The following is a 26,913-nucleotide window of genomic DNA, read 5'->3' on the forward strand; positions in this document are numbered from 1 at the left end:
CATTCGTGGTTGCTGTGTGAATGGCATCGTTTTAAGGATCATTGAATGACCCAACGCCAAGTTATCAACGCCTCCGTCAGCCCCAAAGGCAGCCTGGAAACGCTCTCGCAACGGGAAGTCCAGCAATTGAGCGAAGCCGGTTCCGGCAGCACCTACACCCTCTTCCGCCAGTGCGCCCTGGCCATCCTCAATACCGGCGCCCATGTCGACAACGCCAAGACCATTCTTGAAGCCTATAAAGATTTTGAAATCCGCATTCACCAGCAGGACCGCGGTGTACGCCTGGAACTGCTGAACGCCCCGGCCGACGCCTTCGTCGACGGCGAAATGATCGCCAGCACCCGGGAAATGCTGTTCAGCGCCCTGCGTGACATCGTCTACACCGAAAACGAACTCGACAGCCAACGCATCGACCTGAGCAATTCCCAGGGCATCAGCGATTACGTCTTCCACCTGCTGCGCAACGCCCGCACCCTGCGCCCCGGCGTCGAGCCGAAGATCGTGGTGTGCTGGGGCGGGCACTCGATCAACACCGAAGAATACAAATACACCAAGAAAGTCGGCCACGAACTGGGCCTGCGCAGCCTGGACATCTGCACCGGTTGCGGCCCGGGCGTGATGAAAGGCCCGATGAAAGGCGCGACCATCGCCCACGCCAAGCAGCGCATCCACGGCGGCCGCTACCTGGGCCTGACCGAACCCGGCATCATCGCCGCCGAAGCGCCGAACCCGATCGTCAACGAACTGGTGATCCTGCCGGACATCGAAAAACGCCTGGAAGCCTTCGTCCGCGTCGGCCACGGCATCATCATCTTCCCGGGCGGCGCCGGGACGGCCGAAGAGTTCCTGTACCTGCTCGGCATCCTGATGCACCCGGGCAATGCAGGCCTGCCCTTCCCGGTCATCCTCACCGGGCCGAAACATGCCGCGCCATACCTGGAACAACTGGATGCGTTCGTCGGCGCCACCCTGGGCGACGCCGCCAAGCAGCACTACCAGATCATCATCGATGACCCGGCCGAAGTGGCGCGGCAAATGACCCAGGGCCTCAAAGCGGTCAAGCAGTTCCGTCGCGAGCGCAACGATGCGTTCCACTTCAACTGGCTGCTGAAAATCGACGAAGGCTTCCAGCGCCCGTTCGACCCGACCCACGAAAACATGGCCAACCTGAAACTCAGCCTCGACCAGCCACCCCATGAACTGGCCGCCAACCTGCGCCGTGCTTTCTCCGGCATCGTCGCCGGCAACGTCAAGGACAAGGGCATCCGCCTGATCGAAGAACACGGGCCATACCAGATCCGTGGCGACGCGGCGATCATGCAGCCGCTGGACCTGTTGCTCAAAGCCTTCGTCGCCCAGCACCGCATGAAACTGCCAGGCGGCGCGGCGTATGTGCCGTGTTATCGGGTGGTGGCATAACGAATTCAGTGTGAGAGCGCCAACCTGAGCTTTACCGTCGCGAACCGCAGTGAAAGCTGCGGTTCGCGGCACTCTATGGAAAGAAAAAATGCGCCAACGCAATTCCGCCAGACTGCTGGTGATCAATCCCTCGCAACAGGTTCTGCTGTTTCACTTCCAGCACACAAACGATGCCCTCGCCGGCCAGAGCCACTGGGCGACACCCGGTGGTGGGCTCGAGCAGGGTGAATCCTTTGAGGCTGCGGCGGTTCGTGAACTGTTTGAAGAAACGGGCCTCCAGGTCGACACCATAGGTTCGAGCATTGCCGATCGCAGTTTTCCAATGATGCTGCCGAGCGGTGAAACTGTGCTATCTGTTGAGCGCTATTTCGTGGTTCATACCGACAGTGAACGCCTGTCCCGTGAGGGGTGGACGGCTCACGAGGTTCGAGTGATGGCGGACCATAAATGGTGGTCGGTGGCAGAGCTGCGGGAGACCGGTGAAACGGTGTGGCCGGAGCAGTTGATCCAGATGCTGGAAAACGTCTGAAGATCGTACAGACATCCCCAACCTCAGTGGCGAGGGGGCTTGAAGATTTTCGTTAGATGCCAGGCCGCCTTCGCGAGTAGCCTGCTTGCGATGGCGGAGTGTTGGGCGATGTTTTTTTACTGGTGTACATATCCATTGCTGCGGTAACGGCGGCTGGCGGTTCCGCCCTGACGGCGGGTTACTTGTAAAAGCCCCAAGTAACCAAGGGCTCTTGCCCCTTTCGTTCGGCCTCTCGAGGGGGCAAGAAGATCAAAAGCCAAAGCCAAAGCGAGGCGGCCTGCTGGCCGGCCTGATCGCGATTGAACGTGTTCCTCTGTAGGAGCGAGCTTGCTCGCTAAAAACGCCGGGGCACCGCGGGCATTCAGACAGCCCGCGTCATCGTTGACGTCCATCGCGAGCAAGCTCGCTCCTACAGAAGAGAGGAGCAGGCCGAGCGTTAGCTCGCCTGCCGCTCTTGATCTTGATCCACCCGCCCCCTCGGCAGGCTGAGCGGAGGCGTTCATCCGGGGATGGGCGCGTAGCGCCGTTCGACGCAGTCGAACTCATTGCATGTAGGTCAAGCGAAGCGGACCGGAGGGCAATGCCCCCGGATGAATGCCGGAGCGAAGGAACCCCGAGCCCAAGCGAGGGGCCGGACGTTCGGGGCGAGCGCTTTTTTGCTTACTTTTTTAAGGCGCTTGTTAAAAAAGTGAGTCGCCGTAAGGGCGAAACCCTAAGTGGCCGTTACCCAAAAAACGGATATGTACTCAGTCAGGCCACCTTCGCGAGCAAACCCGCTCCCACAGAAGAGCAGAGCAAAAGCAGATCGGCGTACACAAATGCCGCCAGCCAGCGACGATTCATGGCTGCAAAGCCTGGGGCCCTGTGAACTGTGCTTTTGGTGGCCCCGCGTTTTCCCCGAGGGAGGCTTTCTCGGCCACGAACTGCCAGTCCTTGTAGCTGGCCATGCCATTGAAGTCCGACCACTCACTGGGAAAGTTCACCTGCTTGAGCGGCTTCTCGGTGGACGGGCAATACACACCGCTGATGCGTCCGTCGATACCGCGAATCAGCTCCCATTCACCACCTGTCATCGGCTCCGGGTACAACTGCCGGATATGGTGCTTGGCCGTCGGGAAACGCTCGTCCTGCAACAGGTCCGCGAGTTCTTTCGGGTACATGGCCACACCGGGCGAACTGCGGTAATAGCTGCGCAGCGCCTGGGCATACTGCGTGCCGACCCAGAGCAACTGGTTTTCGCGATCCCGGCGTGCGGCGGTGGCCCACAACTCGCCGGCACTGGCCAGGCCCATGCCCATCACGACGATCAGAAACAGCACACCCAGGTAGGTGAAGCCGTCCTGGTCCGAAGGCTTACCACTCGGAATAAAGGCTGCCATCACGCGCCCTCCCGGTCGCGCCGCTCTTGATATTGGCCACCCCGCCCGCCACGCCATCCGGCGGCGCGACCATGACCCAGGTGTCCTTGCGCTCGGCAATCGGATCCAGCGGCTGGTTGCGCAGGTAGCGCAGTTCGACCAGTTGTTCAATGGAATCGGGATAACGTCCGGTGTCCCCGTAGTAGTGATCCAGCGCCTCGCGCATGGACGAAAGGCTCTGGCGCAAGGTGGTCTCTTTCGAGGCCTCCAGGCTGTTGAAGTAGCGTGGCAAGGCAATCGTCATGAGGGTCGCGATGATTGCCATGACCACCATCAGTTCAATCAGGGTAAAACCCTTTTGCCGACGCATATGCTCACCACTCTCGATAGGCGATGCCGTTGAGACCCTTGCCCCGGGCCTTGGAGTAAACGTCAAAGACGTCCTGGCCCTCCCGTGGGTTCTCGGCCGAACTGTCATAGGAACGCAGGCCCCAGCCGCCATCGTCGTCACGCTTGACGGTGGCCAGCGGGTCACGGGGGATGCGTCGCAGGAAATAGAACTTGGCACCCTTGGCGCTGCGCACGTCACGCACGCCGTCGACCAGCACTTTCAGGTTCGGCGGGTAGCCGCTGCTGTCGAGCGTCTTCTCGATGTAGCCGGCATCGAAGGCGCGTTTGTAAGCGTCGATGGCATCGCGGATCTGGTACAACGAGGTGCGCATTTCCTGCTCTTTGCCCCGGCGCACCACGGTCTCGGTCAGCGGTGCGGCCATGCCGGCCAACAGGCCGACCAGGGCGAGCGTCACCACGACTTCGATCAGGGTAAAACCGCGTTGCGAGGCGTTCATGATCAAGGCTTCCCGACGGTAACTGTGGTGGCGATCGGTGCGCTCATGGGGTCGCTCGCGGGGGCGGCCTGAACCGTGGTGCTCATCGAGCGGTCCGGTGCCTGGATGTGCATGCTGGTTTCGGTGCCGGTCGAAAATTCCATGTCCGACGGGCTCTGGTACGGCAGGTTGCGCACGATCCGCGGGGTGATCGACAGCACCAGCTCGGACTTGCTGACGTCGTCCTTGTTGCTGCCGAACAGACGGCCCAGGCCAGGAATGTCGCCCAGGCCAGGGATCTTGTTACCGCTGGCGCCATGGTCGTTGCGCACCAGACCGGCGAGGATCTGGGTTTCGCCATCATGCAGACGCAAGGTGGTCTGGGCGTTGCGGGTATCGACCTGGACCGGAATGGTGCCCTGCGCGGTCGGCGTCAGCGGCGTGGCATTACTGACTTCCAGCGCGACCTTGATTGCCACTTCGTTGTTCAGGTGCACGATCGGTTGTACTTCAAGCTTGAGACCGACGTCGAGGTAGGTCACGCTTTCGGTGATCACCGGGCCCTGGGTCGAAGGCACCGACGTGGCGCTGATGATTGGCACCCGCTGACCGATGTGGATGCGCGCCTGTTCGCGGTTGCTGACCCGGATCACCGGGCTGGCCAGGGTGTTGATGTCTTTGTCCTGCGCATTGATCTTGGCTTGGGGCGATGGATTGATGGTAATCCGGCTGGAGTCGATACCCTTGAGCTGATCAAGAATGGACACTGGCGACCCGTCGCTGTTGATCACACCGAAGGTGTTGGGCCATTGCAGGCCGAGGTCGAGAATGCGTTGACGGGCAACCTCCATCACTTCCACTTCCAGCACCACTTCCGGGTTGGACTGATCCTGCGATTGCAGGAGTTTTTCCGCCATGCGCACCGCGTCACCGGTATCGCGCATGGTCAGGGTGTTGAGGCGTTCGTCAACGAACACGTCGCGGGTCTTGAGCATGGTTTTGATCATGTTCAGCGCCGTGTTGGCATCGATGCTGGTCAGGTAGAAGGTGCGCATCACCAGCTCCTGATAATCCTTGAGCTTCTGCGGCGAATCCGGGTAGATCAGCAAGGTGTTTTCATTCACCACTTTCTGATGCAACTGATTCTGTTGCAGCAGCAGGTCCACGGCGTCTTCGATACGTACGTCACGTACGAAGATCGTGGCTTTCATGTCCGGGCGCAGATCCTTGTCGAAGATGAAATTCAGGCCGGCGACCTGGGACAGCACTTCGAAAATGGTCTTGAGGTTGGCATCGCGAAATTCCAGGGTCACCGGCCGATCAAGGCGCGTGCGCAGTTGCGGGTATTGCACCACGTTGCGGCTCTGCACCAGGCGGATGCTGGCTTGCAGCTCCAGGGCACCTTCGTTGTTCGGGTCCAGTTCGAGAATCTGTTTGACCTGGCGGTCGGCACCGTAGATATCACCGCGACGCAGGTCGCCACGGGCCAATTCGAGTTTCTCGTCCATGCTGCGCAGGTAGTCCAGCTGGTGCAGGGCATCCTGGGCACGACGGTTGTGCGGTTCGATGGTCAAGACCCGGCTGTAAGTCATGCGGGCCCCGGCGAAATTACGCTGGGCCCGGTCCATGTCGGCCTGGGTCAGCAGCGCCGTCACGGCGCGGGCCCGACCGCTGTTGAGGGCCATGTGCAGATCGGTATCGCGAGGGTTTTCACGCAACCCCTGTTCGATGCGGGCCAGACCGGCTTCGTACTGGCCGGACTCCATCAGGGCAGAAGCTTCGTCCCTGGCAATCTCCGCCGAACTGCATGCGGCCAGCCCCGCACACAGACAAAGGCTCATCAGCAAACGGGATTTGTTCATTCCGTACTCCCCACAGACAAGGTCTGCGCCAAATGCAGAGGCAGGTAGACCAGGCTCAGTTCCGCTTTGGAAATCCGCTCGATCCGCCAGGTTTCGTCGATTACATCCCCTTTGCGCACGACGTAGATTTTTTCGCCGTTCTGCAAGAACACCTGCAGATCGGAACGGTCATCCAGCCTGCCGACAAACTGGAAGGGCAACGGCGGTGCAGTGGGGGTTTGCACCACCGGATTAACGATTTCCGACTGTTCAGTGACGGTGCCGGTGCCGGGGGCCGGTACCGCTTTCCAGCTGCGGGCGGCGAACAGGTCGCCGGCCGGGCTCAGATCCTTGATCGGCGTCACCGCAGCGGCAGTCGATGCCGCCGCCGATGCGCCAGGGGTCTTGTCTCTGGTTGGCGTGGCTACGGTGGCCACCGCGGGTTCGCTGTCGTCAGCCTGTTTGAAGTATTCGGGGAACCAGGCGAGCGCTGCCGCTACACCGAAGAACGCCACCCAACCCACCACTCGTTTGGTATTCATCATGACCTCGACAGGTAAAGGGTCATGCGGATCCGCCCGGTCAGGTCGGTATCGGCGATGTTCTTGCGCTGGAACTCCACATCCTCCAGCACCACCGCCGGCAACTGGCCAAGCAAGGCGTGCAGGAAACGCCGCAGTTGCGGATAGCTGCCACGTACTGGCAGCAGGATCTGGTAGCGGGCCAGGTGTGTCTTGGGGTCCACGCCCAGGGAGTACTCACCCCGGGACAGGGTGATGCGCTCCTGGGCGGCCAGGGCATAGATCTTGTCGATGGCCACAGTGGCCTGAGGCTGGGACGGCAGCTTGCTGCGGAAATCGTCGAGCTGGCGCTGCGGTACAACCGGTGGAGCCACGGTGCCGTCTTCGACCTTGGCCAGGTACTCGGTGGCTTCGCGGGTCTGCTGGTTGAGGTTTTGCAGCGACTCCCAGTCCGGCAGCAACCCGAGCAGGCCATAGCTCAGTGCCAGCACCAGCATGCCCAGCCCTGCCAGCCCCGGAACGCCCAGGCCTTGCAGGTATTCGTGGACGATCAATTTATGGATTTGCATCGCCGATCTCCCAGGTAGCCGACAGGTTGAACTGCACCGGGTGTTCCGGCACGTTGGCGACAATTTCGTGGTTCAGCAGCGACACATCGGACAGTTCGCCGCTGGCTTCGAGGCGGCGGTGGAATTCGAGCATGGCGTCCAGGTCCAGCGCCTCGGCGCTGATCTGCACCTGGCCTTTGCGGGCATCGGGGGTCAGGCTCAGCAGGGCAATGTTGTCTCGCGGCATGGCTTCGAGGGTGGCGAACAGGCGCTCCCAGGGGCGGCGCAGTTGCTGCGAGACCTTGCGCATTTCCGCCAGGTTCTGTGCCTGCTCGCGGATCTGCGCCGGGGTCAGGCTGACCTTGCTGCCGTTATCGCCGGTGAGCACCCGCTGTGTGGTTTGCAGGTGGCCTTGCTGTTGTTCGGCCTCGTTGCTCAGGTGCTGTTGCACCAGCAGGCAAGTCAGTGTCAGCACCACGCCACCGGCCAGCAGGCTCCAGCCCAGAGGACCTGCACGGTGGCGCGGCTGAAAGTCGAGCATCAGGGGGCGCATGTCAGGCCACCGCCCGGGACATGACGTACAGGCAATCGCGTACGGCAGTCCGGTCCTCTTCGAGGGTGCGCAGAAGCACACCGGGCACGTCAGGGTGCGAATCGATGCGCGCCGGTGCGTGCAGGTAGACATTCAACGGTCGATCGCTGGTGGATGCCTGCAACTGGTTTTCACGGCCGATCAATGCGCTCAGCGCAGCATCGCTGTCGCTGCTGCCCACCGAACGCACCGAGACCCAGCGCCCCTCCCGGGCCAGCAGCAACACGCTGCGTACCGGTTCAGCGACCACGAACAGGAAGTCTCCGGCATCAAGGCTTTGATCGAAATGGTTGAACGCCGCCATCAGGTACGGCTGCACCGAACGCAAGCGCAGGCCGCGAGCGCTGACCAGGGCGCGCAGGCGTTCGAGCAAGTCCTGTGGCAGCGCGGTGGCGATACGGTCGTAACCGGCGGGTTCGGGCGAGAGCACCATGCTCCAGGGTTGCGTCGGAGCACCGTAGAGGTCTTCGAAACACAGTTGGGCGAAGCCGAGCAATTCGGCCGGGCTGCTGATCTGCTCGCTCCAGGGCACCAGGCAATAGCGGCTGAAGTGCGCGGAGATCACCACGGTCAGTTCCGCCCTGGCAACGGTATGTTCGGCCAGCAAACGGTCGAGGGTGTCGAGGGCCACCGTCCAGGCCTGGAAGCCTTCGTCGATGTAGCCGACGCTGCCCAGCCAGTGGGTTGTACTGCCTTGCCGTTGCCCCAGGCCGACACCGCTGGCGCCGAGCACGGCGACAAATTGCTCACGAGATAAATGTGACACGATTGATCTCCTCGAGAGTGGTCCGGCCTTTTTCCACCAGTTCCAGCGCCGACTCGCGCAACAGACGCAAGCCACGCTTGCAGGCATGGGCCTTGATTCTGGAAATGGGTTGGCGCTCGACGATCATTTGCCGCAGCTCGTCGTCCAGGTGCAGCAGCTCGGCAATCGCGCTACGCCCGCGATATCCGGTGCCGCGGCAATGCCCGCAGCCTTTGCCGTGGACGAACTGGAAGTGCGCGACCTTTTGCGGATCGAGCCCCGAGACTTCCAGCTCTTCGACTGTCGGGCTGTACGGGGCGCTGCAACTGGTACAGACCAGGCGGATCAAACGCTGGGCCAGCACGGCATTGAGCGCCGAGACCAGGCTGTAGGGGTCGATTTCCATCTGGGTGAAACGGCTGATCACGTCGAACACGTTGTTGGCGTGGATGGTGGTGAACACCAGGTGACCGGTGAGCGCCGATTGCACGGCGATCTGTGCGGTGTCCGGGTCGCGGATTTCACCGACCATGATCTTGTCCGGGTCATGCCGCAGGATCGAGCGCAGGCCCCGGGCGAATGTCAGGCCTTTTTTCTCGTTGACCGGGATTTGCAGCACGCCCGGCAATTGATATTCCACCGGGTCTTCAATGGTGATGATCTTGTCCACGCCGTGGTTGATCTCGGTGATCATCGCGTACAGGGTGGTGGTCTTGCCGCTACCGGTAGGCCCGGTCACCAGCACCATGCCGTAGGGTTCGGCGGCCAGCCGGCGCAGCTGGCGCAGGGTTTCTTCTTCAAAGCCCAGGGCCTGCAGTTGCACACCGCAGACTTTGTCGGCGAGGTCCTGCTTGTCGAGTACCCGCAGCACCGCGTCTTCGCCGAAGATGCTTGGCATGATCGACACCCGGAAGTCGATCTGCCGGCCGCTGATACCGACTTTGAAACGACCGTCCTGAGGCACGCGTTTTTCGCCGATGTCCAGTTCGGCCATGACCTTGACCCGGGAAATCACCTGCTCGGCGAACTCGCTGCCCTGGATCTTGCTGATGTTGTTGAGCACGCCGTCAATCCGGTACTTGATCACCAGGCCGCTGCCGGTGGTGCCGAGGTGGATGTCGCTGGCGTGCATTTTCAACGCGTCGTACAGGGTCGAGTTGACCAGCTTGACCACCACGCTGGAGTCTTCGCTGATGCTGGTCAGGGACAGGCTCTGCAGGGTGTCGATCTCGGTTCCGGCCTCGGCCTGGGCGTTGAGCGACTCCACCGCATGGAAGCTTTCTTCGTGCCGCGCCAGGTAGGCCTTCAGGTCGTCGGCATGCACCAGGTACAGCGGCGCGCCGTGCAGGCATTCATCGATCCAGGCCAGACGTGCACTGTCGAAAGGGTCGGCGAACACACCAATGACCGCATCGTCATGGCGCAGCAGGATGAATTCGCGCTTGAGGCATTGGGCCAGGGTCACCCGGTCGAACACCGGGGTGGAATTGAACAGGCTGTCGGTGTCGAGTACCGGGTAGTGCAGGGTTACCCCCAGGCACTGGATGAAAGGCATGGGGGCCAGTCCACTCAACTCCCCGAGGGTGCCCAGCATCCGCTCGCCGGAACTGGTGGCCTGGGCCCGGGCCTGGGCCAGTTGTTCACTGGTAAAACGAGTCGGTATACATTCCTGTTGCGTCGGCTCTACAACAAGGGATAGACGGTCCATGGCATGCTCTCCAACGCCCGGGGCTTTGAGCCCTGTCGACGCGACGAGCGATTTCGGCGGAGGCCGGAACGTCTTGTCGCGCCACTACTCCCCGGTGAGCAATTGTTCGTCGTCCGGTGCCATGGAGGCCGATGTGTTTTTTCGGCGATCTGCAAGCACCCAACTACCGTCGTACAACTGCAGCGGGAAACTTTCGGTCTTGCTCTGGCGTCGTTCGACGAATCCTTCGCAAGTGCTCACACCCGGTCTGGGTTCGCGCTTCCTGCCCAGAAGATCAAGTACTGCACGGGCCAATTCCGCCAGTGGAAACGGTTTGAACAGGATATGGCTGACTCCCAGTTGCCGGGCCCGCTCGCAAACTTCTGCGGTTGGATGCCCTGTGATCAGCACAAAATGACAATTCCTGTTCTGGCGGACGGCATCGAGCACCTGAAAGCCTTCCATATCTGGCAAGCGGTAATCGAACACCATCACATCGGGTGCGAAATCGTCAGCTTCAGCGATTCCTTGTGCACCGTCGTGAGCAATCCGGACTTCCAGTGCTTGCGCCTGCAGGTAACCCTGGAGGTTTTCCGCCAGCAGCTGTTCGTCATCAACAACCAGTACTTTGTTCAACAAGGTCGACTCCTTGAAACCGCAGGTCCGGGATTGAACCTGGCCGAGTGCGCGCCTTGACAGGACTTACGCACACTTCATGCCATGCTGAATGCCGGTAATGTCAGGTCTTCATGTCCTTGAATTTAAAAACAATGCCTTCTCGTCCAGCCATTCCACCCCCCAAACGCGGGGAAAGCGATCGGATCGGCATTGACTTTTTTTCCCCACTTTTGGGGAAACCCTATTCATCGTCAATCCGCTCGATTCGATTGCGCGAGCGCAATTGCGCCAATGCCTGCAAGCGAGCTTGAACCTGTTGCTGCCGGGCAAGGTACGCCCGAACCATCTCAAGTCCTTGCTCCTGCGGAACATTGGTCGCCTCCATGTGGTTTTCCAGATAAATCAAATGCCAGCCCACCGACGTACGCACGGGTTCGCTGACAGCCCCCGGTGCCAGGGCAAACGCGGCAGCCTCGAACTCCGGCAGCATTCGTCCACGGGGAAAGTAGCCCAGGTCGCCACCTTCGCTGGCCGACGCATCTTCGGACCCGCTGCGGGCAATGCTGGCGAAATCGGCCCCGGCCACGATGGACGCCCGCATTCCCGTCAATCGTAGCCGCGCGGCTTCGACAGTGGAAGCGTCTGCGCCGGGCGCTACCTTGACCAGGATATGCCGGGCCCGCACTGCCTCGGGCCGGTTCATCTCGCCAAGGTGTTCTTCGTAGAATGCCCGGACCTGTTTTTCGTCCGGCCCACCGATCTGTGTGAGGTCATTGAACACTTGCCGGGCCGCCAGTTCACGGCGGGTGTATTCGGTGTAACCGGCTTCGTCAAAACCGGCATCCTCCAGACGCCTGGCAAACACCTCGGCGCCGCCCATGGCCTGGCGGGTCTGATCGACCTGGTCCTTGACCACGGCATCACTGATCACCACGCCGCGCTTGACGGCTTCCTGCCACAACAATTCGCGGTCGATCAAGGCATCCAGCGCGGTCTTGCGCAGTTGTTCGTAGGCTTTCGAATCGCCAATGCTGCCTGCCGCCCGGCCCTGATCTTCCAGGTACTCGGCGAAGTAGCGCTCCAGGCGCAATCGGGAAATCTCCTCGCCATTGACCCGCGCCGCGGCCGGGCCATTGCTGCACCACGCCACGGGCACCCACAGCGTCATCACGACCAGCAAGGTGTTGAATTTCATGATCGGCCTCCTGTCAGGGTGTGGCAGCAATGGGTTTATAGGGGGCCACCAGAAAGAAGCGCTGGTCCGGCAGATCCACCGTGACGATATGGGCACCGCTCAAGCCCAGGCGCCGCCCAGGACCAAAGCTGATCAGTGGCGTCAGCCCGGTATCGAAGTCACGCAAGCCTTCCAGGGCACTGACCAGCTTCCCCCGGCTGGCATCCCGCCCGGCCTGCTTCATGCCTTCGCTGAACAGCATCATCGAGCTGAACGCACCCACTTGCAGTACCGCGTGCTGGCCACCGAGGCCCTGATGTTCGCGCAATTGGGTCAGGGCCAGACGCCCGGCCAGAGTCCAGTCGCTGGGCACGAACGGATAGGCCAGGAACACCCGCCGGGAAAATCCGCTGGGCACTTTCATCAGATTGCCCGCCACCTGGTTCGAGGTGGCGAACAGATAAGGCACCTGCCCCGCCGTTTGCAAGCGCTCGGCCAGTCGACTGAAGCCGCTGCTGCTGCCCAGGTAAAACACCGAACGCGACCCCAAGGGCAATTCATCTCCGGCCGGGTCATAGGCTTGCAGACGCACCTTTTGCCAGGCATGCCCCTGCAAGTACCGGCTGAGTTCCTGCGCCGCCAGCCGTTGGCCGGATTCGTCCGGATAGGCGATCAGCGTCGGCCCCTGAAGCACCCGCAGGCTGGCACTGGCGTATTCGGCCAGGGCGATCAACTGCTCGCGAAGCCCCGGCAGCGGTTCGAATATCTGCGGGCTGGCGTGAGGCGTGCCCTGCAAGGACAGCGGTCCGATCAGGGGAATGCCGGCTTCTTCCAGACGCGCGGCAAGGTCAATGTCCAATGCTGGCGCCAGTGGTGCAATCAGGGCAAACACCTGCTCCTCATCAATCAGGCGGTCCAGCGCCTTTTCGGCACTGGCGCGATCGGTGCCGGGGTCGAGGATGGTCAGGCGCAGCTGCCGGCCATGAATTCCGCCCGCCTCGTTGATATGCGCCACGCAGCCGTTGAGCACCGCCGCCACCGTGGCACCCTCCTCGCTCAATGGCCCGGCACTCGGCAACAATGTGCCCAGGTGCAGACTGTCGGGGCCCAGGCCCGGATCGCGGTCTTCGGCCAGACGCTTGAGGTACGCCATGAGGTTGCGTTGATCGTTCATCGACAACACGAACCGTGGCATCGTCGGATCGAGCCGATTGTTGCCAGGGTCGCGCCCCTCCTGCACCGCCCGCGCCAGGGTGCTGTCGCTGTAGGCCGGGTAGCTGCGGCCGTTGACGCGCTGCTGGCCATGGCTGCCGGCCAGCCGCGACCAACTCAGGTCCGGTGGTCCCACCCCGCCTTCCGAGCGACCGAGGCCGTCGTCGCCATGACAACTGGCGCATGGCAACCGGGTGGCCGGCAGCACCATGTTGGATACGCCAACCCGAGCCATGATCGGCTCGCCGCTGGCCGACACACCTTCGCGGTACAACCGCTTGCCGGCACTTTCGCTGAGGCTCAGCGGCAGCGCCTGGACGCTGAACGTAAGGCTCCCGAAGAGCAGCAGGCCAAGGACCAGGACAGTATTAATGGCCATGGCTCAGCAGCCGGCCACGGGCATTGTCAACAACACAAGGTCCATTTGCGCCTTGTCGCCGGTAAGAAAAAACCAGTGGGGCCCATCGATGCCCTCTTTCAAGGTGTAAGCCTCGAGTACCGCCGGGGTGTCCCGCAGCGGATCACTGGCAAGGGAGATAACGGTGATGCCGTCGGCCTTGTCGCCCAACGCTTCAGGTACTTCCTCGAGCTTGCGGGCAATCAGCGGGCAAGCATCGTTGCAACGGGTGAAAATCACATTGCGCAGTACCACCTGGTCCTGCAATGGCGCGTCGGCGAACCAGTCGATGGCTCTCATGGCTGATGCTCCATGGCGATGGCGGTGTGCTTGGCGTGGACGTTGCGTTCACCACTGAGCTTTTCGACGGCCCGGGCCAACTCCGTCGGGTCGGTGAAACCGTAGTAGCGGGTCCAGAATCGGTTGTTGCCGTCCCCCACCAGAATCTGCGGCGTGTGATTCTTGAAGTCACCGCTGTAGGCGAGCCCCTTGAGGGTGGCATCGACCGACTGCGGCGAACCGGTCAGCCAGCTCCAGCCAGGCCCAGCCTGGAAGGTGCGGGCGTAGTCACTCAGGCGCTGGGGATCATCACGCTGCGGGTCGATGCTGATCGACACCAGTTGCACCTCAGTGCCGACCCGCGCACCCAACTGCTTCTGCACCTTGCCCATGATCGAGGACACCATCGGGCAGACCGTGGTGCAACTGGTGTAGATGAAGCCCATGACCACGATCTTGTGCCTCACCAGGTCTTTTTCCAGACTGACGACCTTGCCGTCCTGATCCAGCAGGTCCACGTCGGCAAACTTGATCCGGGCAGTCTCCGGACTGGCCTTCCCGGCTGCCATGTCGTGCCCGGCATGTTCATCCGACGAGTGAGCCAGCGCCTGCCCGCTACCGATGGTCAACAGACAGAACGTCAACAGGCCGCGATGTGCGAATCGGTTCATGTCAGCTTCCTCTTGGTGGGTATCGCCGGGTATGACCCGAACGCTGGCAATGGTCTTGTCGTCGAAACTCGAACCGAGGGACGCCGCCCGCACGTGCAATACCAGGCACCGTTCTGGACAAGGGTCACCGCGGCTTCATGAATACCGTCGCCTGCGCTCGCGACGTACAGCTGCGCCGGCAATCCCGATGCCGGGCATCGATGCCAACAACATCAAATCAATCAGGGACGGGGCGCGGGATATGCCGATCATGGTCTCGGGCCTCGTAGCGGATCATCCGGGGTGAGCTTCTCGATAATTCGTCCAGAGCAATCCGCATGCCACAAAAAATTACGTTACTAATCATCCAGTTATAATAAAGACTTGATAAATAGGGGGGGTATTCCCCACCCAATCCCCCACTTTCTCGCTGGGGGCGCTATTCCCCACTATTGGGGAAAACCGCCTGGTGGTTTCGATCACAGCGGCGCATCCGCGGACAACCCCTGCAAACGCCGGTACTGGTTCAGCACGTTGGGCACATAACGCTGGGTTTCGGCGAACGGCGGGACCACGTTGCCCCGACTGAGCACCGCTTGCGGACCAGCGTTGTAGGCCGCCACGGCGAGGCGGATGTCATTGTCGAACATCGTCATCAGGCGCTTGAGATAGCGGGCACCGCCCTGGATATTGGCCTTGGGGTCGTAGACGTTGGTCACGCCCATTTCGCGGGCAGTGTTGGGCATCAACTGCATCAGCCCGCGAGCACCCCTGGGTGAAGTGGCGCGGGCGTTGTAGCGCGATTCGGTCTTGATCACGGCGTGCAGCAGCGCCGCCGGGAGCTCGTTGGCCGTGGCCGCCGCCGACACCAGCTCGGCGTAGGGTTGCGCGGCGATCATCTGCGGTTGCCGGTCGAGGCTGACGACCGCCGCCTCGGGCTCATGGATCACCCGTTCATAGTGGCGTCCAGGGCGGTGGACATTGGACAGGACGTAGCTGCCATTGGCGTCCACGGAAACAAACACATCAGCCTGTGCGGCGCCGGTCAACACAAGCAGACCCAGCAACCCGGTGGTGAGTGATTTCATTGTTATACCTCCCCTTACCGGCCCCGAAAAATGGGGGCATTGCCCCAATGGCCAGTCGTGAATCAGCCATACGCAAGCACTGTGCCGTAAGTGAGAAGGCCCGTAACTCGGGGGGTGCAGGAGGATCACCAAACGTGAGCATGGCAATTGCATGCTTATAAATGGCAACTGTGCCGCCGACTGTGTGAGGTCATCATGATTCAGCGACTGTGTTATGCCCGGCGGACCCAACGCGGGTTCACCCTGCTCGAACTGTTGGTGGTGCTGGTGGTGCTGGGGTTGTTGGCCGGCATCGTGGCGCCGAAGTATTTCGCCCAATTGGGCCGTTCCGAAGTGAAAGTGGCCAAGGCGCAAATAGAAGGCTTGAGCAAAGCCCTGGACCTTTATCGCCTGGAGGTCGGCCATTACCCGTCGACCGAACAGGGTTTGCAGGCGCTGGTCACTGCCCCCGCCGACGAACCGCACTGGACCGGCCCATACCTGCAGAAAAAACTCCCGCTAGACCCGTGGGGCCACAACTACACCTATCGCTACCCCGGTGAAAACAGCGAGTACGACCTGTTGTCCATGGGCAAGGATGGACAACCCGGCGGTGAAGGCGAGAACGCCGAAGTCACCAACTGGAACTGACGGGAATGGCGACCATGCGCTTTCATCTCAAAGCCGTCGGCAAGGCAGGTGTCGTGTCAATGACCGTCGAGGCCCCGGGGCACAGCGAAGCCAGGCGCATCGCCGAAGACCAGGGCCTGCGCGTCGTCAGCCTGCACGCCGAGCGGCATTGGCGGGCCTTGCGCCTGAACAAGCGCGAAACGTTCAACCTGGTGTTGTTCAGTCAGGAGCTGACCACATTGCTCAACGCCGGCCTGCCGTTGATCGATGCGCTGGAAAGCCTGGCGGAAAAAGAAACCGCGCCGCAGGCCCGCAAAACCCTGAGCGAGCTGGTGCGCTTGCTGTACGAGGGCAAATCGTTTTCCCAGGCTCTGGGTCAGCTCTCGGCGGTTTTCCCGCCTTTGTACGTTGCGCTGGTGCAGTCCAGTGAAAAGACCGGTGCCGTGGGCGATGCCCTGGGCCGATATGTGAGCTATCGCCAGCGCATGGACGAGGTCCGCCAGAAGATCGTCAGCGCGTCGATCTACCCCATGCTGTTGCTGGTGGTGGGCGGTGGCGTGGTGTTGTTTTTGATGGGCTACGTCGTACCGCGCTTCAGCCTGGTGTTCGAAGGGCTGGGGTCGAACCTGCCATGGATGTCGCAGATCCTGATGAGCAGCGGCATGTTCCTTCACGCCCACCAGGGCGAATTCTTCGGCGGCCTGCTGGCCATCATCGTCGCCCTCGCCCTGCTCCAGCGCCAACCGGCCTTTCGTCGGGGGCTGGACCGCCTGATCGAAAAACTTCCCGCGGTGCACCAGCGCATCTTCATGTATGAACTGGCGCGCTTCTACCGTTCGCTGGGGATTCTGCTGCAAGGCGGCATTCCCCTGGTCACCGCCATGGGCATGGTCCGTGGCTTGCTCACCGTCGCCTCCCGCTCGCGCCTCGACCAGGCCTGCGACCGGGTGCGCGAGGGGCAGTCACTCTCTACCGCGCTGGAACTCAATCACCTGGTGACCCCCGTGTCCCTGCGCCTGCTGCGCGCCGGCGAACAGTCCGGCAACCTCGGGCAGATGATGGAGCGCAGCGCCGACTTCTACGACGAAGAAATCAGCCGCTGGATCGAATGGTTCGTGCGGCTGTTCGAACCATTGCTCATGACGTTTATCGGCCTGTTGATCGGGGTGATCGTGATCCTGATGTACATCCCGATTTTCGAACTGGCCTCAAGCATTCACTGACGTTATGGAGAAAGGCAACGCTGCCCGTCGAATGTCTACAACGTGCAATTGAATAAATCAGCACAGCGAGGTGTTTAAGAAGCTCCCATGGGAAGAAAGCAGCACGTAGCAATGTTCATCAACGTTCCAATCTGAATAAGAGACGGAGAACGACATGCACATCAATAAGCTTTTATTGGCAGTAGCTATTGGCGCGGTTCTGTCGGCGTCTACCGTACTGATTCCTGACCACCTGTCCGGGGTATCCAGTGCTCAGGCCAAGGAAGGGGGTAGTGGCGGTGGGGGTGGTGGCGGCAGTGGCGGTGGCGGCGGTGGCGGCGGTGGCGGCGGTGGCGGCGGTGGCGGCGGTGGCGGCGGCGGCAGTGGCGGTGGCGGCAGTGGCGGTGGCGGCAGTGGTGGCGGCGGCGGTGGCGGCAACAGTGGAGGCAGTGGCCACGGTGGCGACCATGGCAGCAACAGCGGCCATGGCAGTGCCAACAGCGGTTCGGGTCACTCCGGATCGGCCTCGTCCTCAGGACGCAGCGGCACCCATGATGAACCCGGGGATGACCGTGGCGTGCATCGGGCGGGTGAAGTCGGCGACGATCGTGGCGTTCATGCCAATGGCGAAGTCGGCGATGACCGCGGAGTCCATGCCAACGGAGAAGTCGGCGATGACCGAGGCGTCCATGCCCAGCCAGGGGATAAACGCGGTGTCCATGCCCAGCCCGGCGATGACAAAAGGACCTGACCCCCGCTGATTCCCATACAACACAAAACCCTGTGGGAGCGTCATACCGGCGCTCCCGCAGGTTCGTTTGGGTCAGGCACTCTGCGTTTTTTACACCCCGCCCTCAACCCGATCCAGCCGCTCGCGCAAGAACTCGACCAGCGCCTGCACCGGCCGCGAGCTCTGCCGGTGTTGCGGATACACCGCAGACAACGTCAGCGCGTCCGGCCGGAAATCCGCCAGCACTTGCACCAGCCGTCCGTCCTTCAGTGCCGAACCGACAATGAACGTCGGCAAATACGTAATCCCCAGCCCGGCGATGGCCGCATCCTTGAGCAGCTCGCCATTGTTGACCCGCATCCGCCCGCTGACATTGACCGTCAGCGGCTTGCCCTGCCCCGCAAAACGCCATTGCACCTGTCGACCATGGCCGTACGGCAGACAGTCATGACCGTACAAATCCTCAGGTTTTAGCGGTGTACCGCGTTCGGCCAGGTACGCCGGGCTGGCGCAATACACCCGCTGGATCGACGCGATCCGCCGGGCAATCAACGTCGAGTCCTCGAGCGTGCCGATGCGCAACGCCAGGTCGTAGCCCTCCCCCAGCAAATCCACTGGCCGGTCGCTCAAATCCATCTCCACCGTCACGTCGCGATAGCGTTGCAAAAACACCGGCAGCAGGCACCCCAGATGCGCCAGCGCAAACGACAGCGGCGCGCTCACACGAATGGTCCCCCGTGGCTCGGTGGTCTGGCCGGCAATGCCCTGTTCCACTTGTTCGACTTCACTGAGCAGGCGCAAGGCCGACTCGTAATAGCTTTGCCCCAGCGGCGTGACATCCAGGCGCCGGGTCGAACGATTGAGCAAACGCACCCCCAGGCGCTCTTCAAGTTGCATCAAGCGGCGGCTGACAAACTGCTTGGACAGGCCGAGCTGATCGGCGGCGGAAGTGAAGCTGCCGGAGTCCATCACCTGGCAAAAAATACGCATATCTTCGAAGGGGTTCATTGTCACTTCCCGGTTGACAGTCAGACACTTTATAGCCGCTTTCCCTCTACCGGACACCCTGTAAATCTGCGTTCAAGGTGCGGTGTGGTGTGGTGCAGGGATTATCTGTGGCGGCTGTCAGGAAAGGCGGTTTTGCGGGGTGATTGCAGAGTCGCTGAACAACGCTCAGGCACTGACCTTGTGGGAGCGAGCCTGCTCGCGAAGAGGGGATATCAGCGACATTGATGTCATCTGACACACCGCCTTCGCAAGCAGGCTCGCTCCCACAGGTTTTGCACTTACTTGGCGGTAAATTTCGTGTAGCTGTTGATCAGGTTGCGGTAGTTCGGCAGGCGTTCCGACAGCAGGTTGGCCAGGCCTTCCATGTCGTTGCGCCAGTCGCCTTGCAGCTCGCAGGCCACGGAGAACCAGTTCAGCAGTTGCGCGCCGGCGGCCGACATGCGCGCCCAGGCCGCTTGTTGCACGGTGGTGTTGAAGGTGCCGGAAGCATCGGTCACCACAAACACGTCAAAGCCTTCGGCAATGGCCGACAGGGTCGGGAACGCCACGCACACGTCGGTCACCACACCGGCGATGATCAGTTGCTTGCGGCCGGTAGCCTTGATCGCCTTGACGAAATCCTCGTTGTCCCAGGCATTGATCTGGCCTGGACGGGCAATGAACGGCGCGTCCGGGAACTGCGCCTTGAGCTCCGGCACGATCGGGCCGTTCGGGCCGCTGTCGAAACTGGTGGTGAGAATGGTTGGCAGCTTGAAGAACTTGGCGATGTCGCCCAGCGCCAGCACGTTGTTCTTGAACTCGTTGGGCGAGAAATCCTGTACCAGCGAGATCAGACCGGTCTGGTGGTCGACCAGCAGCACAACGGCATCGTCTTTGTTCAGGCGTTTGTAAGGAACGTTGCTCATTTGAAACTCCTCGGAGGGTGGTGAGGTGAAGCGTCGACCACGATGGCTGACGCTTGGTTGAGACTCAGAACGCGAAGCAGGAACAGCCGAAGGCGCCCCAGAAACCGGCGAAGTCACTCACCGGCACGTTCGACATACGGGCCTTCTCGTGGCTGTGGGTATGCACGGCGCACGGGCCGCTGCACTGGTGAACCTGCGCCTGCAGCAGCGCGTTCGGCCGCCAGTGTCCTGGAACCTTTGCCACCGGCGACCAGTCCGGCAGCACCGGCAGGCTGACAGGCCCGAGTTTTTCGAAGTCGCCGGCACCGTAGACAATCTTGCCGCCGACCACGGTCAGTACCGACTCGATCCACTTGATCGCTTCTTCCTCGACGCTGAAGAAGTCCGCGCTCAGTGCGGCCAGGTCCGCCAGTTGCCCGACCTTGATCTGGCCTTTGTTGCCCTGTTCCGACGAGAACCAGGCGCTGCCGTGGGTGAACAGCTCCAGTGCCGTGGTGCGCGGCAAACCTTCCTCGTACAGCGCCAGACCGCCGACGGTACGGCCGCTGACCATCCAGTACAGCGAGGTCCATGGGTTGTAGCTGGAGACTCGGGTGGCGTCGGTACCCGCACCGACCGGCACGCCTTCGGCGAGCATGCGCCTGATCGGCGGCGTGGCTTCGGCGGCCTGCTTGCCGTAGCGGTCGACGAAATATTCACCCTGGAACGCCATGCGATCCTGAATCGCAATGCCGCCCCCCAGCGCCCTCACCCGCTCGATGTTCTGCGGGGTGATGGTTTCGGCGTGGTCGAAAAACCACGGCAAGCCGTTGAACGGAATGTCGCGGTTGACCTTCTCGAACACATCGAGCATGCGGCTGATGGATTCGTTGTAAGTCGCGTGCAGACGGAACGGCCAGCGTTGCTCGACCAGATGGCGCACCACGGGCTCCAGTTCGGCTTCCATGGTTTGCGGCAAGTCCGGGCGCGGCTCGAGGAAGTCTTCGAAGTCCGCCGCCGAGAACACCAGCATTTCCCCGGCGCCGTTGTGCCGCAGGAAATCGTCGCCCTGGTGCAGCTTCACGCTGCCGGTCCAGTTCTTGAAGTCGGTCAGCTCTTCCTTCGGTTTCTGGGTGAACAGGTTATAGGCGATGCGCACGGTCAGTTGCCCGTCCTTGGCCAGCTGCTCGATCACCTGGTAATCGTCCGGATAGTTCTGGAAACCGCCGCCGGCATCGATGGCGCTGGTGAGGCCCAGGCGATTGAGTTCGCGCATGAACTGACGGGTCGAGTTGACCTGATACTCCAGCGGCAGCTTCGGCCCCTTGGCCAGCGTCGAGTACAGAATCATCGCGTTAGGCCGTGCCACCAGCATGCCGGTCGGCTCGCCATTGGCGTCACGCACGATCTCGCCACCCGGCGGGTTCGGCGTGTCGCGGGTGTAACCGGCTACACGCAGCGCGGCGCGGTTGAGCAAGGCGCGATCGTACAGGTGCAACACGAACACCGGCGTGTCCGGCGCTGCCTGATTGAGCTCGGCCAAGGTCGGCATGCGCTTTTCGGCGAACTGGAATTCGTTCCAGCCGCCGACCACCCGCACCCACTGCGGCGTCGGCGTGCGGTCCGCCTGATCCTTGAGCATGCGCAAGGCATCGGCCAGTGACGGCACACCCTCCCAACGCAGTTCAAGGTTGTAGTTCAGGCCACCACGGATCAGGTGCAAGTGCGAGTCGTTGAGCCCGGGGATCACACAACGGCCCTTGAGGTCGATCACCTGGGTGTTCGCGCCACGCAGGGCCATGGCTTGCGCATCGTTGCCGACCGCGACGAAACGCCCGTCGCTGATCGCTACGGCACTGGCGAGCGGTTTTTCGCGGTCAACGGTATGGAATTGACCATTGAACAGAATCAGATCGGCGTTCATCACGGTTCCTCGTGCGAAGGGGCGGGAGACAGCCAGGGCGCGAACAGGCGCGTCGCCATGGGCATGAACAGGTAGACCACCGACAGCACGATGGTCAGGGTGATCAGGAACGTGGCAACCACGTAGTTGGAGAGAAATGCGTTGAGCCGCAGCAGCGGCCCCCAGATCAGCGGCACCAGCAAGGTGTGCGGCAGGATCACCAGCAGCGTCACCACGGACTGCTTCCAGCGCGGCGGCGGTGTGCCGGCTTCGGTCTGGGGCGAGAACCAGAACTCGTTGAGCGGATTGACCTCGGTCTGGTCGCCATCGGCCAGCATCGGCGCGGCTTCTTCGACCAGCGCCTGGCGCTGCGGCGAATCGAGCCAGTTCTGCATCGCCTCGGTGGAGCAAAAACGCAGCACGCAGGTGTAGGTGTCGAGACCGGCGTTCTTGCCGCGCACCACATCCACGCCCAGGTGCCCGACGTTCTGCGCGGCCACCTTGACGATGTTGCGCAGCCAGGCGGCATAAGGCACCTCGAAACCGGCCTTGACCCGGTGTTTGACGATCAGCGTCACCACCTCATCGGGCCCCGGACTTGCCGACTCACGGCGATTGGATTCAGACATAACGCAAGACTCCGGCGAAACGAACATTGAGCGCCAGGCGTCCCGGCCCGGCGATGAAAATACTGCTGAACACAATCAACAGCAGCCAGCCGAACTGGCCTTCGAAGAGTGTCCACTGCGGATGCACGATCAACATCGACACCCACAGCAGAAACAGAATAGGCAAACATGCCAGACGCACCAGTAACCCGGCGACGATCAGCAGCGGGCACGCGACCTCGGCGAATATCGCCAGCATCAGCGTCAGGTTCGCGCCCAGATGGAAAGGGTCTTCGATGTTTTGCAACTCGGCACTGTAGTGCAGCAGCTTGGGCAAACCATGGACCCACAACAGGAACAACCCGCCGCTGACCCGCAGGAACAGCAGCCCCCAGTCTTGCGCCCGATCATCAAGTCGCGAAGCGTCCATGGCCTACCCCGCACAAATGAAAAACCACCGGCGACGAGGCGCCGGGACAGGATTTGATACTGCCGGGACGGGGGAAGGAAAAATTGAATGTACGTGCTCTGTTTGCAATGTGGGCTGAGAACTGCCCAGCGATGCAGATCCCTGTGAGAGCGAGCCTGCTCGCGAAGGCTTTGTGGTGGGTGACGTTTTCTGTGTACATATCCGTTGCTGCGGCAACGGCCACTAACGGTTCCGCTTTTACAGCGGGTTACTTGGAAGAGCCCCAAGTAACCAAGGGCTCTTGCCCCTGACGTTCGGTGCCTCGCCAAGGCTCGGCATTCCCTCGCTCCGGTCCTGCTCCGTGGGCCCGCCGCGATCGGCCATCCCTGGCCGTACGCGGCTAACCCGGCATCCATGCCGGGTTGCCCACTGCGCAGAACCTCCACTCGGCCTCTCGAGGGGGCAAGAAAATCAAAAGCAAAAGCAAAAGCAAAAGCGAGGCGGCCTACCGGCCGGCCTGATCGCAATTGAACGCGTTTCCCTGTAGGAGCGAGCTTGATCCACCCGCCCCCTCGGCAGGCTGAGTGGAGGTGTTCATCCGGGGAATGGCGCGCAGCGCCGTTCGACGCAGTCGAACTCATTGCATGTAGGTCGAGCGCAGCCGACCGGAGGGCAATGCCCCCGGATGAATACCGGAGCGAAGGAACCCTGAGCCCTGGCGAGGGGCCGGACGTTCGGGGCGAGCGTTTTTTTTGCTTACTTTTTTTGAGGCGTTTGTCAAAAAAAGTGAGTCGCCGTCAGGGCGAAACCGCCAGCCGCCGTTACCAACGAAACGGATATGTACACAATCAGGAGGGAATATCCAAAGCCACAGACATGAACTGACTGATCCGCGACCGCAGCCACCGCTCCGCCGGATCATTGTCATGCACCCCGCTCCAGGCCATCGACAACTGCGCCGCCTCGATCTCGAACGGCGGATCCTCAGCCCGCAACCCACACCCCTCCACCAACGCGCACGCCGCATAATCCGGCACAGTGGCAATCATCTCGGTCCCCGCGAGCAACGCCCGCAACCCACTGAACTGCGGCACCCCCAACACCACCCGACGACTACGCCCGACCTTCGCCAGATCCAGATCGATATTGCCGCTCAAGTCCCCCGAGAACGACACCATCGCATGGGGCCGCTCACAGTATTCGTCCAGGGTCAGCGTCCCCGGCCGGGTATCGCCACGCAGCACCTTGCAGGGAATATCGCGCAGCTTCCTGCGCTTGGCATTGGCCGGCAGATCCGTGGTGTAGCTCACACCCACCGAGATCTCCCCCGACGCCAGCAGCGCCGGCATCAACAGGTAATTGGCCCGCCGCACGACCACGACGATGCCCGGTGCTTCCTCTTGCAACTGGCGCAACAACGGTGGAAACAAGCCGAACTCGGCATCGTCCGACAGCCCGATGCGGAACACATCGCCACTGGTCGCCGGATCGAATTCCCTGGCCCGGCTGACCGCACCGGAAATGGTGTCCATCGCCGGCTGCAGCTCCTTGAGAATCGCCAACGCGCGCGCCGTCGGTTCCATACCGCGACCGTTGCGCAGCAGCAACGGATCGTCGAACAGATCGCGCAAACGCCCCAGGGCGGCACTCACCGCCGGCTGCCCCATGAACAGTTTTTCCGCGACGCGGGTCAGGTTCTTTTCGAACATCAGGGCTTCGAAAATCACCAGCAGGTTCATGTCGACGCGCCGCAGATCGTTACGGTTCATAAGCACGGTTTCCTTGTGTGAATTGGGCTAAACGCGAGGATGAGAAGTGTGTCTGACTTTACCCGGGTCGTCCCGCGATGAACGAGGAATTAACAACGATTAACTCGCAAGCCAGAGCCTTCGGGTCCAAAAATGAAGCCTACCGACACGGACACTCATCATGGCTCACGTTCAGCAAAATGCCGCCGCTGCGTCATTCACGCCTGCGCCAAAGAAAAGCACCGGCGGCCTCAGCCCGCAGCGCGAAAAACTGGTTAAACAACTGATCCTCGAACGCCTCGGCGACAGCCTTGAAGTCACCGAACTGGCACAGGCCTGCGCCCTCTCGCGCAGTCACTTCTCCCGTGCCTTCAAGTGCAGCACCGGCCTCTCGCCGCAGGACTGGATTCGCCGGCAACGCATCACCCTGGCCAAGCAATTGATCCAGTACACCGACATGAGCCTGACGCAGATCAGCCTCGAGTGCGGCTTCTGCGATCAGGCGCACTTCTGCCACATCTTCACCCGCAGCGAAGGCATCAACCCGTTTGCCTGGCGCTGTCAGTTTGTTCGCGGTACCTCGTCGATGGGCAAAAGATCGCAGGCTGCACCTGCGATCCTTCAGTCGGGTATCACCCCTTGAGGAACGCCAGCAGATCCGCGTTGAGCTGATCCTTATGGGTGTCAGTCAAGCCGTGAGGGGCACCCGGGTAGATCTTCAGGGTCGAGCCCTTCACCAGTTTGGCGCTGGAGACGCCCGCCGCCTCGTACGGCACGACCTGATCCGCGTCGCCATGGACCACCAGGGTCGGTACGTCGAACTTCTTCAGGTCTTCGGTGAAGTCGGTTTCCGAGAACGCCTTGATGCAGTCATAGGCGTTCTTGTGGCCGGCCATCATGCCCTGCATCCAGAACCAGTCGATCATGCCCTGGGACGGTTTGGCGTCAGGTTTGTTGAAGCCGAAGAACGGGCCGCTGGCGAGGTCGATGTACAGCTGCGAGCGATCGGCCAGGGAGGCCTGGCGGATGCCGTCGAACACCTCCAGCGGCAAGCCGCCGGGGTTGGCTTCGGTCTTGAGCATCAGGGGCGGCACGGCGGAAATCAGACCGGCCTTGGCCACGCGTCCGGTGCCGTGGCGACCGATGTATCGCGCCACCTCGCCACCGCCGGTGGAGAAACCGAACAGCACGGCGTCTTGCAGATCGAGCAGCTCGATCAACTGCGCCAGGTCGTCGGCGTAATGGTCCATGTCATTGCCCGACCACGGCTGGCTGGAACGCCCATGGCCACGACGGTCGTGGGCGATCACCCGGTAGCCCTTGGAGGCCAGGAAGATCATCTGCGACTCCCAGCTGTCAGCGTTCAATGGCCAGCCGTGACTGAAGACAATCGGCTGACCGGTGCCCCAGTCCTTGTAGTAAATCTCGACGCCATCGCGGGTAGTAAAAGTGCTCATGGGTGATGTCTCCTTAACGAGGGTTTGGGGGGTGGATCAAACCGGTGGTTGCTTCATGCGATCCGCCAGGCGCGCCACACGCTCGCCCAGGTGCGCGGCGGTGCAGCGATCCTCGGGTGGAGGGGCGTCGTCGGGGGATTGCTCGACATTCGACTGGGCCATGGCGCCCAGTGAGCTGCCCAAACGATTGAGTTGGCCGTTGAACGCGCCGGTGCTGGAGCGCGCCGGCAGCAGGTCGAGGCCGACCCAGATCATCGAGTGCTGGGCGGCGAACACCGCCATCTGCAGCAAGGTGTTGAGTTTGTCGCCGCACAGGCAGCCGGAATTGGTGAAGCCCGCGGCAAGTTTGTCGCGCCAGGGCTGGGCCAGGTAGAACGCCGCCGTGGCCTCCATGAACGCCTTGAAGGCCGCCGAGGCGCTGCCCATGTAGGTCGGCGCGCCGAAGATAATCGCATCGGCGTTGTGCAGGCGTTCCCAGTGCTCGTGCACTTCCTCGACCGCAATCAACTGGCAGGTGCTGCCCAGGTGCCGTTCCACGCCACCGGCCACGGCTTCGGCCATGACCCGGGTGTGCCCGTAGCCACTGTGATAGACCACCACCACGTTGCTCATTGCACTGCCCTCTGTGGGAGCGAGCCTGCTCGCGAAGGCAGTGTCACCTTCAGCATGAGCAGTGACTGGCACACCGCTTTCGCGAGCAGGCTCGCTCCCACATCGGATCGCTTGTGGCTGACTGACATTTCATCCCTGCCTTCGGTGCAACAGAAGGAAGAGAGTTTTGGGCGCGGACCGGGCGCAGGACGAGTTAAACGTTGTTAATTTTCCATGGCGCGCAAAAAGCCCCGGCAATCGCTGTCCATCCGTTGCGCC

General features: G+C 61.8%; 28 protein-coding genes and 1 pseudogene. 6 read left to right on the top strand and 23 right to left on the bottom strand.

Translation table 11 applies throughout. The annotated features are described in order from the left end of the window. Window positions 1-45 precede the first annotated feature (45 nt). Both ppnN and ACEN8E_RS18980 read left to right on the top strand, forming a co-directional pair. Window positions 46-1,419 carry a nucleotide 5'-monophosphate nucleosidase PpnN gene (ppnN, locus tag ACEN8E_RS18975; protein WP_495589435.1) on the top strand — a complete coding sequence of 458 codons (1,374 nt, stop codon included), beginning with the start codon at window positions 46-48 and terminating at the stop codon, window positions 1,417-1,419. 88 nt (window positions 1,420-1,507) lie between these two features. Next, complete coding sequence (locus ACEN8E_RS18980; protein WP_495593353.1) at window positions 1,508-1,948, top strand: NUDIX hydrolase; 441 nt, start codon at window positions 1,508-1,510, stop codon at window positions 1,946-1,948. Window positions 1,949-2,787: 839 nt separating this feature from the next. Here the strand turns inward: ACEN8E_RS18980 and ACEN8E_RS18985 are convergent. From ACEN8E_RS18985 to ACEN8E_RS19055, 15 genes and pseudogenes are all read right to left on the bottom strand, one after another. After that, window positions 2,788-3,327: a type II secretion system protein gene (locus ACEN8E_RS18985; protein ID WP_495589436.1), complete on the bottom strand. Its 540-nt coding sequence runs from the start codon at window positions 3,325-3,327 to the stop codon at window positions 2,788-2,790. Then, complete coding sequence (locus ACEN8E_RS18990) at window positions 3,302-3,676, bottom strand: type II secretion system protein (protein WP_429372925.1); 375 nt, start codon at window positions 3,674-3,676, stop codon at window positions 3,302-3,304. Before ACEN8E_RS18990 ends, ACEN8E_RS18985 begins: the two co-directional genes overlap by 26 nt. A 4-nt stretch (window positions 3,677-3,680) precedes the next feature. After that, complete coding sequence (locus ACEN8E_RS18995) at window positions 3,681-4,154, bottom strand: type II secretion system protein (protein ID WP_495589437.1); 474 nt, start codon at window positions 4,152-4,154, stop codon at window positions 3,681-3,683. A 2-nt stretch (window positions 4,155-4,156) separates the two neighbouring features. Then, window positions 4,157-5,995, bottom strand: coding sequence for a secretin GspD/PilQ domain-containing protein (locus ACEN8E_RS19000; RefSeq protein WP_495589438.1), 1,839 nt, complete (start codon window positions 5,993-5,995; stop codon window positions 4,157-4,159). Continuing rightward, window positions 5,992-6,516 carry a hypothetical protein gene (locus ACEN8E_RS19005; protein WP_495589439.1) on the bottom strand — a complete coding sequence of 175 codons (525 nt, stop codon included), beginning with the start codon at window positions 6,514-6,516 and terminating at the stop codon, window positions 5,992-5,994. The genes ACEN8E_RS19000 and ACEN8E_RS19005 overlap by 4 nt, the downstream gene beginning before the upstream one ends. Beyond that, the gene (locus ACEN8E_RS19010; protein ID WP_495589440.1) at window positions 6,516-7,064 is read right to left on the bottom strand and encodes a pilus assembly protein PilO; all 549 of its coding nucleotides are present in this window, start codon (window positions 7,062-7,064) and stop codon (window positions 6,516-6,518) included. The genes ACEN8E_RS19005 and ACEN8E_RS19010 overlap by 1 nt, the downstream gene beginning before the upstream one ends. After that, window positions 7,051-7,596 carry a PilN domain-containing protein gene (locus ACEN8E_RS19015; protein WP_495589441.1) on the bottom strand — a complete coding sequence of 182 codons (546 nt, stop codon included), beginning with the start codon at window positions 7,594-7,596 and terminating at the stop codon, window positions 7,051-7,053. The genes ACEN8E_RS19010 and ACEN8E_RS19015 overlap by 14 nt, the downstream gene beginning before the upstream one ends. 1 nt (window position 7,597) lies before the next feature. Further along, window positions 7,598-8,401, bottom strand: coding sequence for a hypothetical protein (locus ACEN8E_RS19020; RefSeq protein WP_495589442.1), 804 nt, complete (start codon window positions 8,399-8,401; stop codon window positions 7,598-7,600). Continuing rightward, a complete protein-coding gene (locus ACEN8E_RS19025; protein WP_495589443.1) occupies window positions 8,382-10,088 on the bottom strand; it encodes a GspE/PulE family protein in 1,707 nt (568 codons plus the stop codon). The genes ACEN8E_RS19020 and ACEN8E_RS19025 overlap by 20 nt, the downstream gene beginning before the upstream one ends. An 84-nt stretch (window positions 10,089-10,172) precedes the next feature. After that, window positions 10,173-10,706: a response regulator gene (locus tag ACEN8E_RS19030; protein ID WP_495589444.1), complete on the bottom strand. Its 534-nt coding sequence runs from the start codon at window positions 10,704-10,706 to the stop codon at window positions 10,173-10,175. Window positions 10,707-10,926: 220 nt separating this feature from the next. Continuing rightward, window positions 10,927-11,880 (bottom strand): peptidylprolyl isomerase, encoded by a 954-nt coding sequence (locus ACEN8E_RS19035; protein WP_495589445.1) that lies wholly within the window; start codon window positions 11,878-11,880, stop codon window positions 10,927-10,929. A 13-nt stretch (window positions 11,881-11,893) separates the two neighbouring features. After that, window positions 11,894-13,444 carry a cytochrome c/ABC transporter substrate-binding protein gene (locus tag ACEN8E_RS19040; protein WP_495593354.1) on the bottom strand — a complete coding sequence of 517 codons (1,551 nt, stop codon included), beginning with the start codon at window positions 13,442-13,444 and terminating at the stop codon, window positions 11,894-11,896. A 36-nt stretch (window positions 13,445-13,480) separates the two neighbouring features. After that, a pseudogene (locus ACEN8E_RS19045) lies at window positions 13,481-13,753 on the bottom strand (SCO family protein); the annotation flags it as partial. An 11-nt stretch (window positions 13,754-13,764) separates the two neighbouring features. Next, entirely contained in the window at window positions 13,765-14,418 is a 654-nt protein-coding gene (locus ACEN8E_RS19050; RefSeq protein WP_495589446.1) for an SCO family protein, read from the bottom strand. A gap of 458 nt (window positions 14,419-14,876) precedes the next feature. After that, window positions 14,877-15,485: a lytic transglycosylase domain-containing protein gene (locus ACEN8E_RS19055; protein ID WP_495589447.1), complete on the bottom strand. Its 609-nt coding sequence runs from the start codon at window positions 15,483-15,485 to the stop codon at window positions 14,877-14,879. A gap of 195 nt (window positions 15,486-15,680) precedes the next feature. Between ACEN8E_RS19055 and gspG the strand changes: the two genes are divergently transcribed. From gspG to ACEN8E_RS19070, 3 genes are all read left to right on the top strand, one after another. Then, window positions 15,681-16,115 carry a type II secretion system major pseudopilin GspG gene (gspG, locus tag ACEN8E_RS19060; RefSeq protein WP_495589448.1) on the top strand — a complete coding sequence of 145 codons (435 nt, stop codon included), beginning with the start codon at window positions 15,681-15,683 and terminating at the stop codon, window positions 16,113-16,115. Between the two features lie 14 nt (window positions 16,116-16,129). Then, window positions 16,130-17,317, top strand: coding sequence for a type II secretion system F family protein (locus ACEN8E_RS19065; protein ID WP_495589449.1), 1,188 nt, complete (start codon window positions 16,130-16,132; stop codon window positions 17,315-17,317). Between the two features lie 154 nt (window positions 17,318-17,471). Next, a complete protein-coding gene (locus ACEN8E_RS19070; RefSeq protein WP_495589450.1) occupies window positions 17,472-18,047 on the top strand; it encodes a hypothetical protein in 576 nt (191 codons plus the stop codon). A gap of 90 nt (window positions 18,048-18,137) precedes the next feature. On the opposite strand, the gene ACEN8E_RS19075 is transcribed toward ACEN8E_RS19070, so the two are convergent. The 6 genes from ACEN8E_RS19075 to ACEN8E_RS19100 all read right to left on the bottom strand — a co-directional run bounded on the left by ACEN8E_RS19075 (window position 18,138) and on the right by ACEN8E_RS19100 (window position 24,607). Further along, on the bottom strand, window positions 18,138-19,034 hold the full coding sequence (locus tag ACEN8E_RS19075) for a LysR family transcriptional regulator (RefSeq protein ID WP_495589451.1): 897 nt from the start codon (window positions 19,032-19,034) through the stop codon (window positions 18,138-18,140). 278 nt (window positions 19,035-19,312) lie between these two features. Then, a complete protein-coding gene (gene ycaC, locus ACEN8E_RS19080) occupies window positions 19,313-19,939 on the bottom strand; it encodes an isochorismate family cysteine hydrolase YcaC (RefSeq protein ID WP_322618121.1) in 627 nt (208 codons plus the stop codon). A 64-nt stretch (window positions 19,940-20,003) separates the two neighbouring features. Beyond that, entirely contained in the window at window positions 20,004-21,842 is a 1,839-nt protein-coding gene (locus ACEN8E_RS19085) for an amidohydrolase (RefSeq protein ID WP_495589452.1), read from the bottom strand. Beyond that, window positions 21,842-22,450: an antibiotic biosynthesis monooxygenase gene (locus ACEN8E_RS19090; RefSeq protein WP_495589453.1), complete on the bottom strand. Its 609-nt coding sequence runs from the start codon at window positions 22,448-22,450 to the stop codon at window positions 21,842-21,844. The genes ACEN8E_RS19085 and ACEN8E_RS19090 overlap by 1 nt, the downstream gene beginning before the upstream one ends. Continuing rightward, window positions 22,443-22,859, bottom strand: coding sequence for a DoxX family protein (locus ACEN8E_RS19095; protein WP_495589454.1), 417 nt, complete (start codon window positions 22,857-22,859; stop codon window positions 22,443-22,445). The genes ACEN8E_RS19090 and ACEN8E_RS19095 overlap by 8 nt, the downstream gene beginning before the upstream one ends. An 827-nt stretch (window positions 22,860-23,686) precedes the next feature. Next, window positions 23,687-24,607 (bottom strand): LysR family transcriptional regulator, encoded by a 921-nt coding sequence (locus ACEN8E_RS19100; protein ID WP_495589455.1) that lies wholly within the window; start codon window positions 24,605-24,607, stop codon window positions 23,687-23,689. Between the two features lie 160 nt (window positions 24,608-24,767). On the opposite strand from ACEN8E_RS19100, the gene ACEN8E_RS19105 reads away from it, so the two are divergent. Further along, complete coding sequence (locus ACEN8E_RS19105) at window positions 24,768-25,229, top strand: helix-turn-helix domain-containing protein (protein ID WP_495589456.1); 462 nt, start codon at window positions 24,768-24,770, stop codon at window positions 25,227-25,229. Here the strand turns inward: ACEN8E_RS19105 and ACEN8E_RS19110 are convergent. Then, on the bottom strand, window positions 25,219-26,043 hold the full coding sequence (locus ACEN8E_RS19110) for an alpha/beta fold hydrolase (protein WP_495589457.1): 825 nt from the start codon (window positions 26,041-26,043) through the stop codon (window positions 25,219-25,221). The genes ACEN8E_RS19105 and ACEN8E_RS19110 overlap by 11 nt on opposite strands. A 36-nt stretch (window positions 26,044-26,079) precedes the next feature. Continuing rightward, complete coding sequence (locus ACEN8E_RS19115; protein ID WP_495589458.1) at window positions 26,080-26,655, bottom strand: flavodoxin family protein; 576 nt, start codon at window positions 26,653-26,655, stop codon at window positions 26,080-26,082. Window positions 26,656-26,913: the final 258 nt, after the last annotated feature.

The sequence above is a fragment of the Pseudomonas sp. Pseusp9 genome (assembly GCF_059491265.1).

Coding starts and splice junctions, on each gene's coding strand:
- ppnN (WP_495589435.1), top strand. CDS start 46: ATGACCCAACGCCAAGTTATCAACGCCTCCGTCAGCCCCAAAGGCAGC.
- ACEN8E_RS18980 (WP_495593353.1), top strand. CDS start 1,508: ATGCGCCAACGCAATTCCGCCAGACTGCTGGTGATCAATCCCTCGCAA.
- ACEN8E_RS18985 (WP_495589436.1), bottom strand. CDS start 3,327: ATGGCAGCCTTTATTCCGAGTGGTAAGCCTTCGGACCAGGACGGCTTC.
- ACEN8E_RS18990 (WP_429372925.1), bottom strand. CDS start 3,676: ATGCGTCGGCAAAAGGGTTTTACCCTGATTGAACTGATGGTGGTCATG.
- ACEN8E_RS18995 (WP_495589437.1), bottom strand. CDS start 4,154: ATGAACGCCTCGCAACGCGGTTTTACCCTGATCGAAGTCGTGGTGACG.
- ACEN8E_RS19000 (WP_495589438.1), bottom strand. CDS start 5,995: ATGAACAAATCCCGTTTGCTGATGAGCCTTTGTCTGTGTGCGGGGCTG.
- ACEN8E_RS19005 (WP_495589439.1), bottom strand. CDS start 6,516: ATGAATACCAAACGAGTGGTGGGTTGGGTGGCGTTCTTCGGTGTAGCG.
- ACEN8E_RS19010 (WP_495589440.1), bottom strand. CDS start 7,064: ATGCAAATCCATAAATTGATCGTCCACGAATACCTGCAAGGCCTGGGC.
- ACEN8E_RS19015 (WP_495589441.1), bottom strand. CDS start 7,596: ATGCGCCCCCTGATGCTCGACTTTCAGCCGCGCCACCGTGCAGGTCCT.
- ACEN8E_RS19025 (WP_495589443.1), bottom strand. CDS start 10,088: ATGGACCGTCTATCCCTTGTTGTAGAGCCGACGCAACAGGAATGTATA.
- ACEN8E_RS19035 (WP_495589445.1), bottom strand. CDS start 11,880: ATGAAATTCAACACCTTGCTGGTCGTGATGACGCTGTGGGTGCCCGTG.
- ACEN8E_RS19050 (WP_495589446.1), bottom strand. CDS start 14,418: ATGAACCGATTCGCACATCGCGGCCTGTTGACGTTCTGTCTGTTGACC.
- ACEN8E_RS19055 (WP_495589447.1), bottom strand. CDS start 15,485: ATGAAATCACTCACCACCGGGTTGCTGGGTCTGCTTGTGTTGACCGGC.
- gspG (WP_495589448.1), top strand. CDS start 15,681: ATGATTCAGCGACTGTGTTATGCCCGGCGGACCCAACGCGGGTTCACC.
- ACEN8E_RS19065 (WP_495589449.1), top strand. CDS start 16,130: ATGCGCTTTCATCTCAAAGCCGTCGGCAAGGCAGGTGTCGTGTCAATG.
- ACEN8E_RS19070 (WP_495589450.1), top strand. CDS start 17,472: ATGCACATCAATAAGCTTTTATTGGCAGTAGCTATTGGCGCGGTTCTG.
- ACEN8E_RS19075 (WP_495589451.1), bottom strand. CDS start 19,034: ATGAACCCCTTCGAAGATATGCGTATTTTTTGCCAGGTGATGGACTCC.
- ycaC (WP_322618121.1), bottom strand. CDS start 19,939: ATGAGCAACGTTCCTTACAAACGCCTGAACAAAGACGATGCCGTTGTG.
- ACEN8E_RS19085 (WP_495589452.1), bottom strand. CDS start 21,842: ATGAACGCCGATCTGATTCTGTTCAATGGTCAATTCCATACCGTTGAC.
- ACEN8E_RS19090 (WP_495589453.1), bottom strand. CDS start 22,450: ATGTCTGAATCCAATCGCCGTGAGTCGGCAAGTCCGGGGCCCGATGAG.
- ACEN8E_RS19095 (WP_495589454.1), bottom strand. CDS start 22,859: ATGGACGCTTCGCGACTTGATGATCGGGCGCAAGACTGGGGGCTGCTG.
- ACEN8E_RS19100 (WP_495589455.1), bottom strand. CDS start 24,607: ATGAACCGTAACGATCTGCGGCGCGTCGACATGAACCTGCTGGTGATT.
- ACEN8E_RS19105 (WP_495589456.1), top strand. CDS start 24,768: ATGGCTCACGTTCAGCAAAATGCCGCCGCTGCGTCATTCACGCCTGCG.
- ACEN8E_RS19110 (WP_495589457.1), bottom strand. CDS start 26,043: ATGAGCACTTTTACTACCCGCGATGGCGTCGAGATTTACTACAAGGAC.
- ACEN8E_RS19115 (WP_495589458.1), bottom strand. CDS start 26,655: ATGAGCAACGTGGTGGTGGTCTATCACAGTGGCTACGGGCACACCCGG.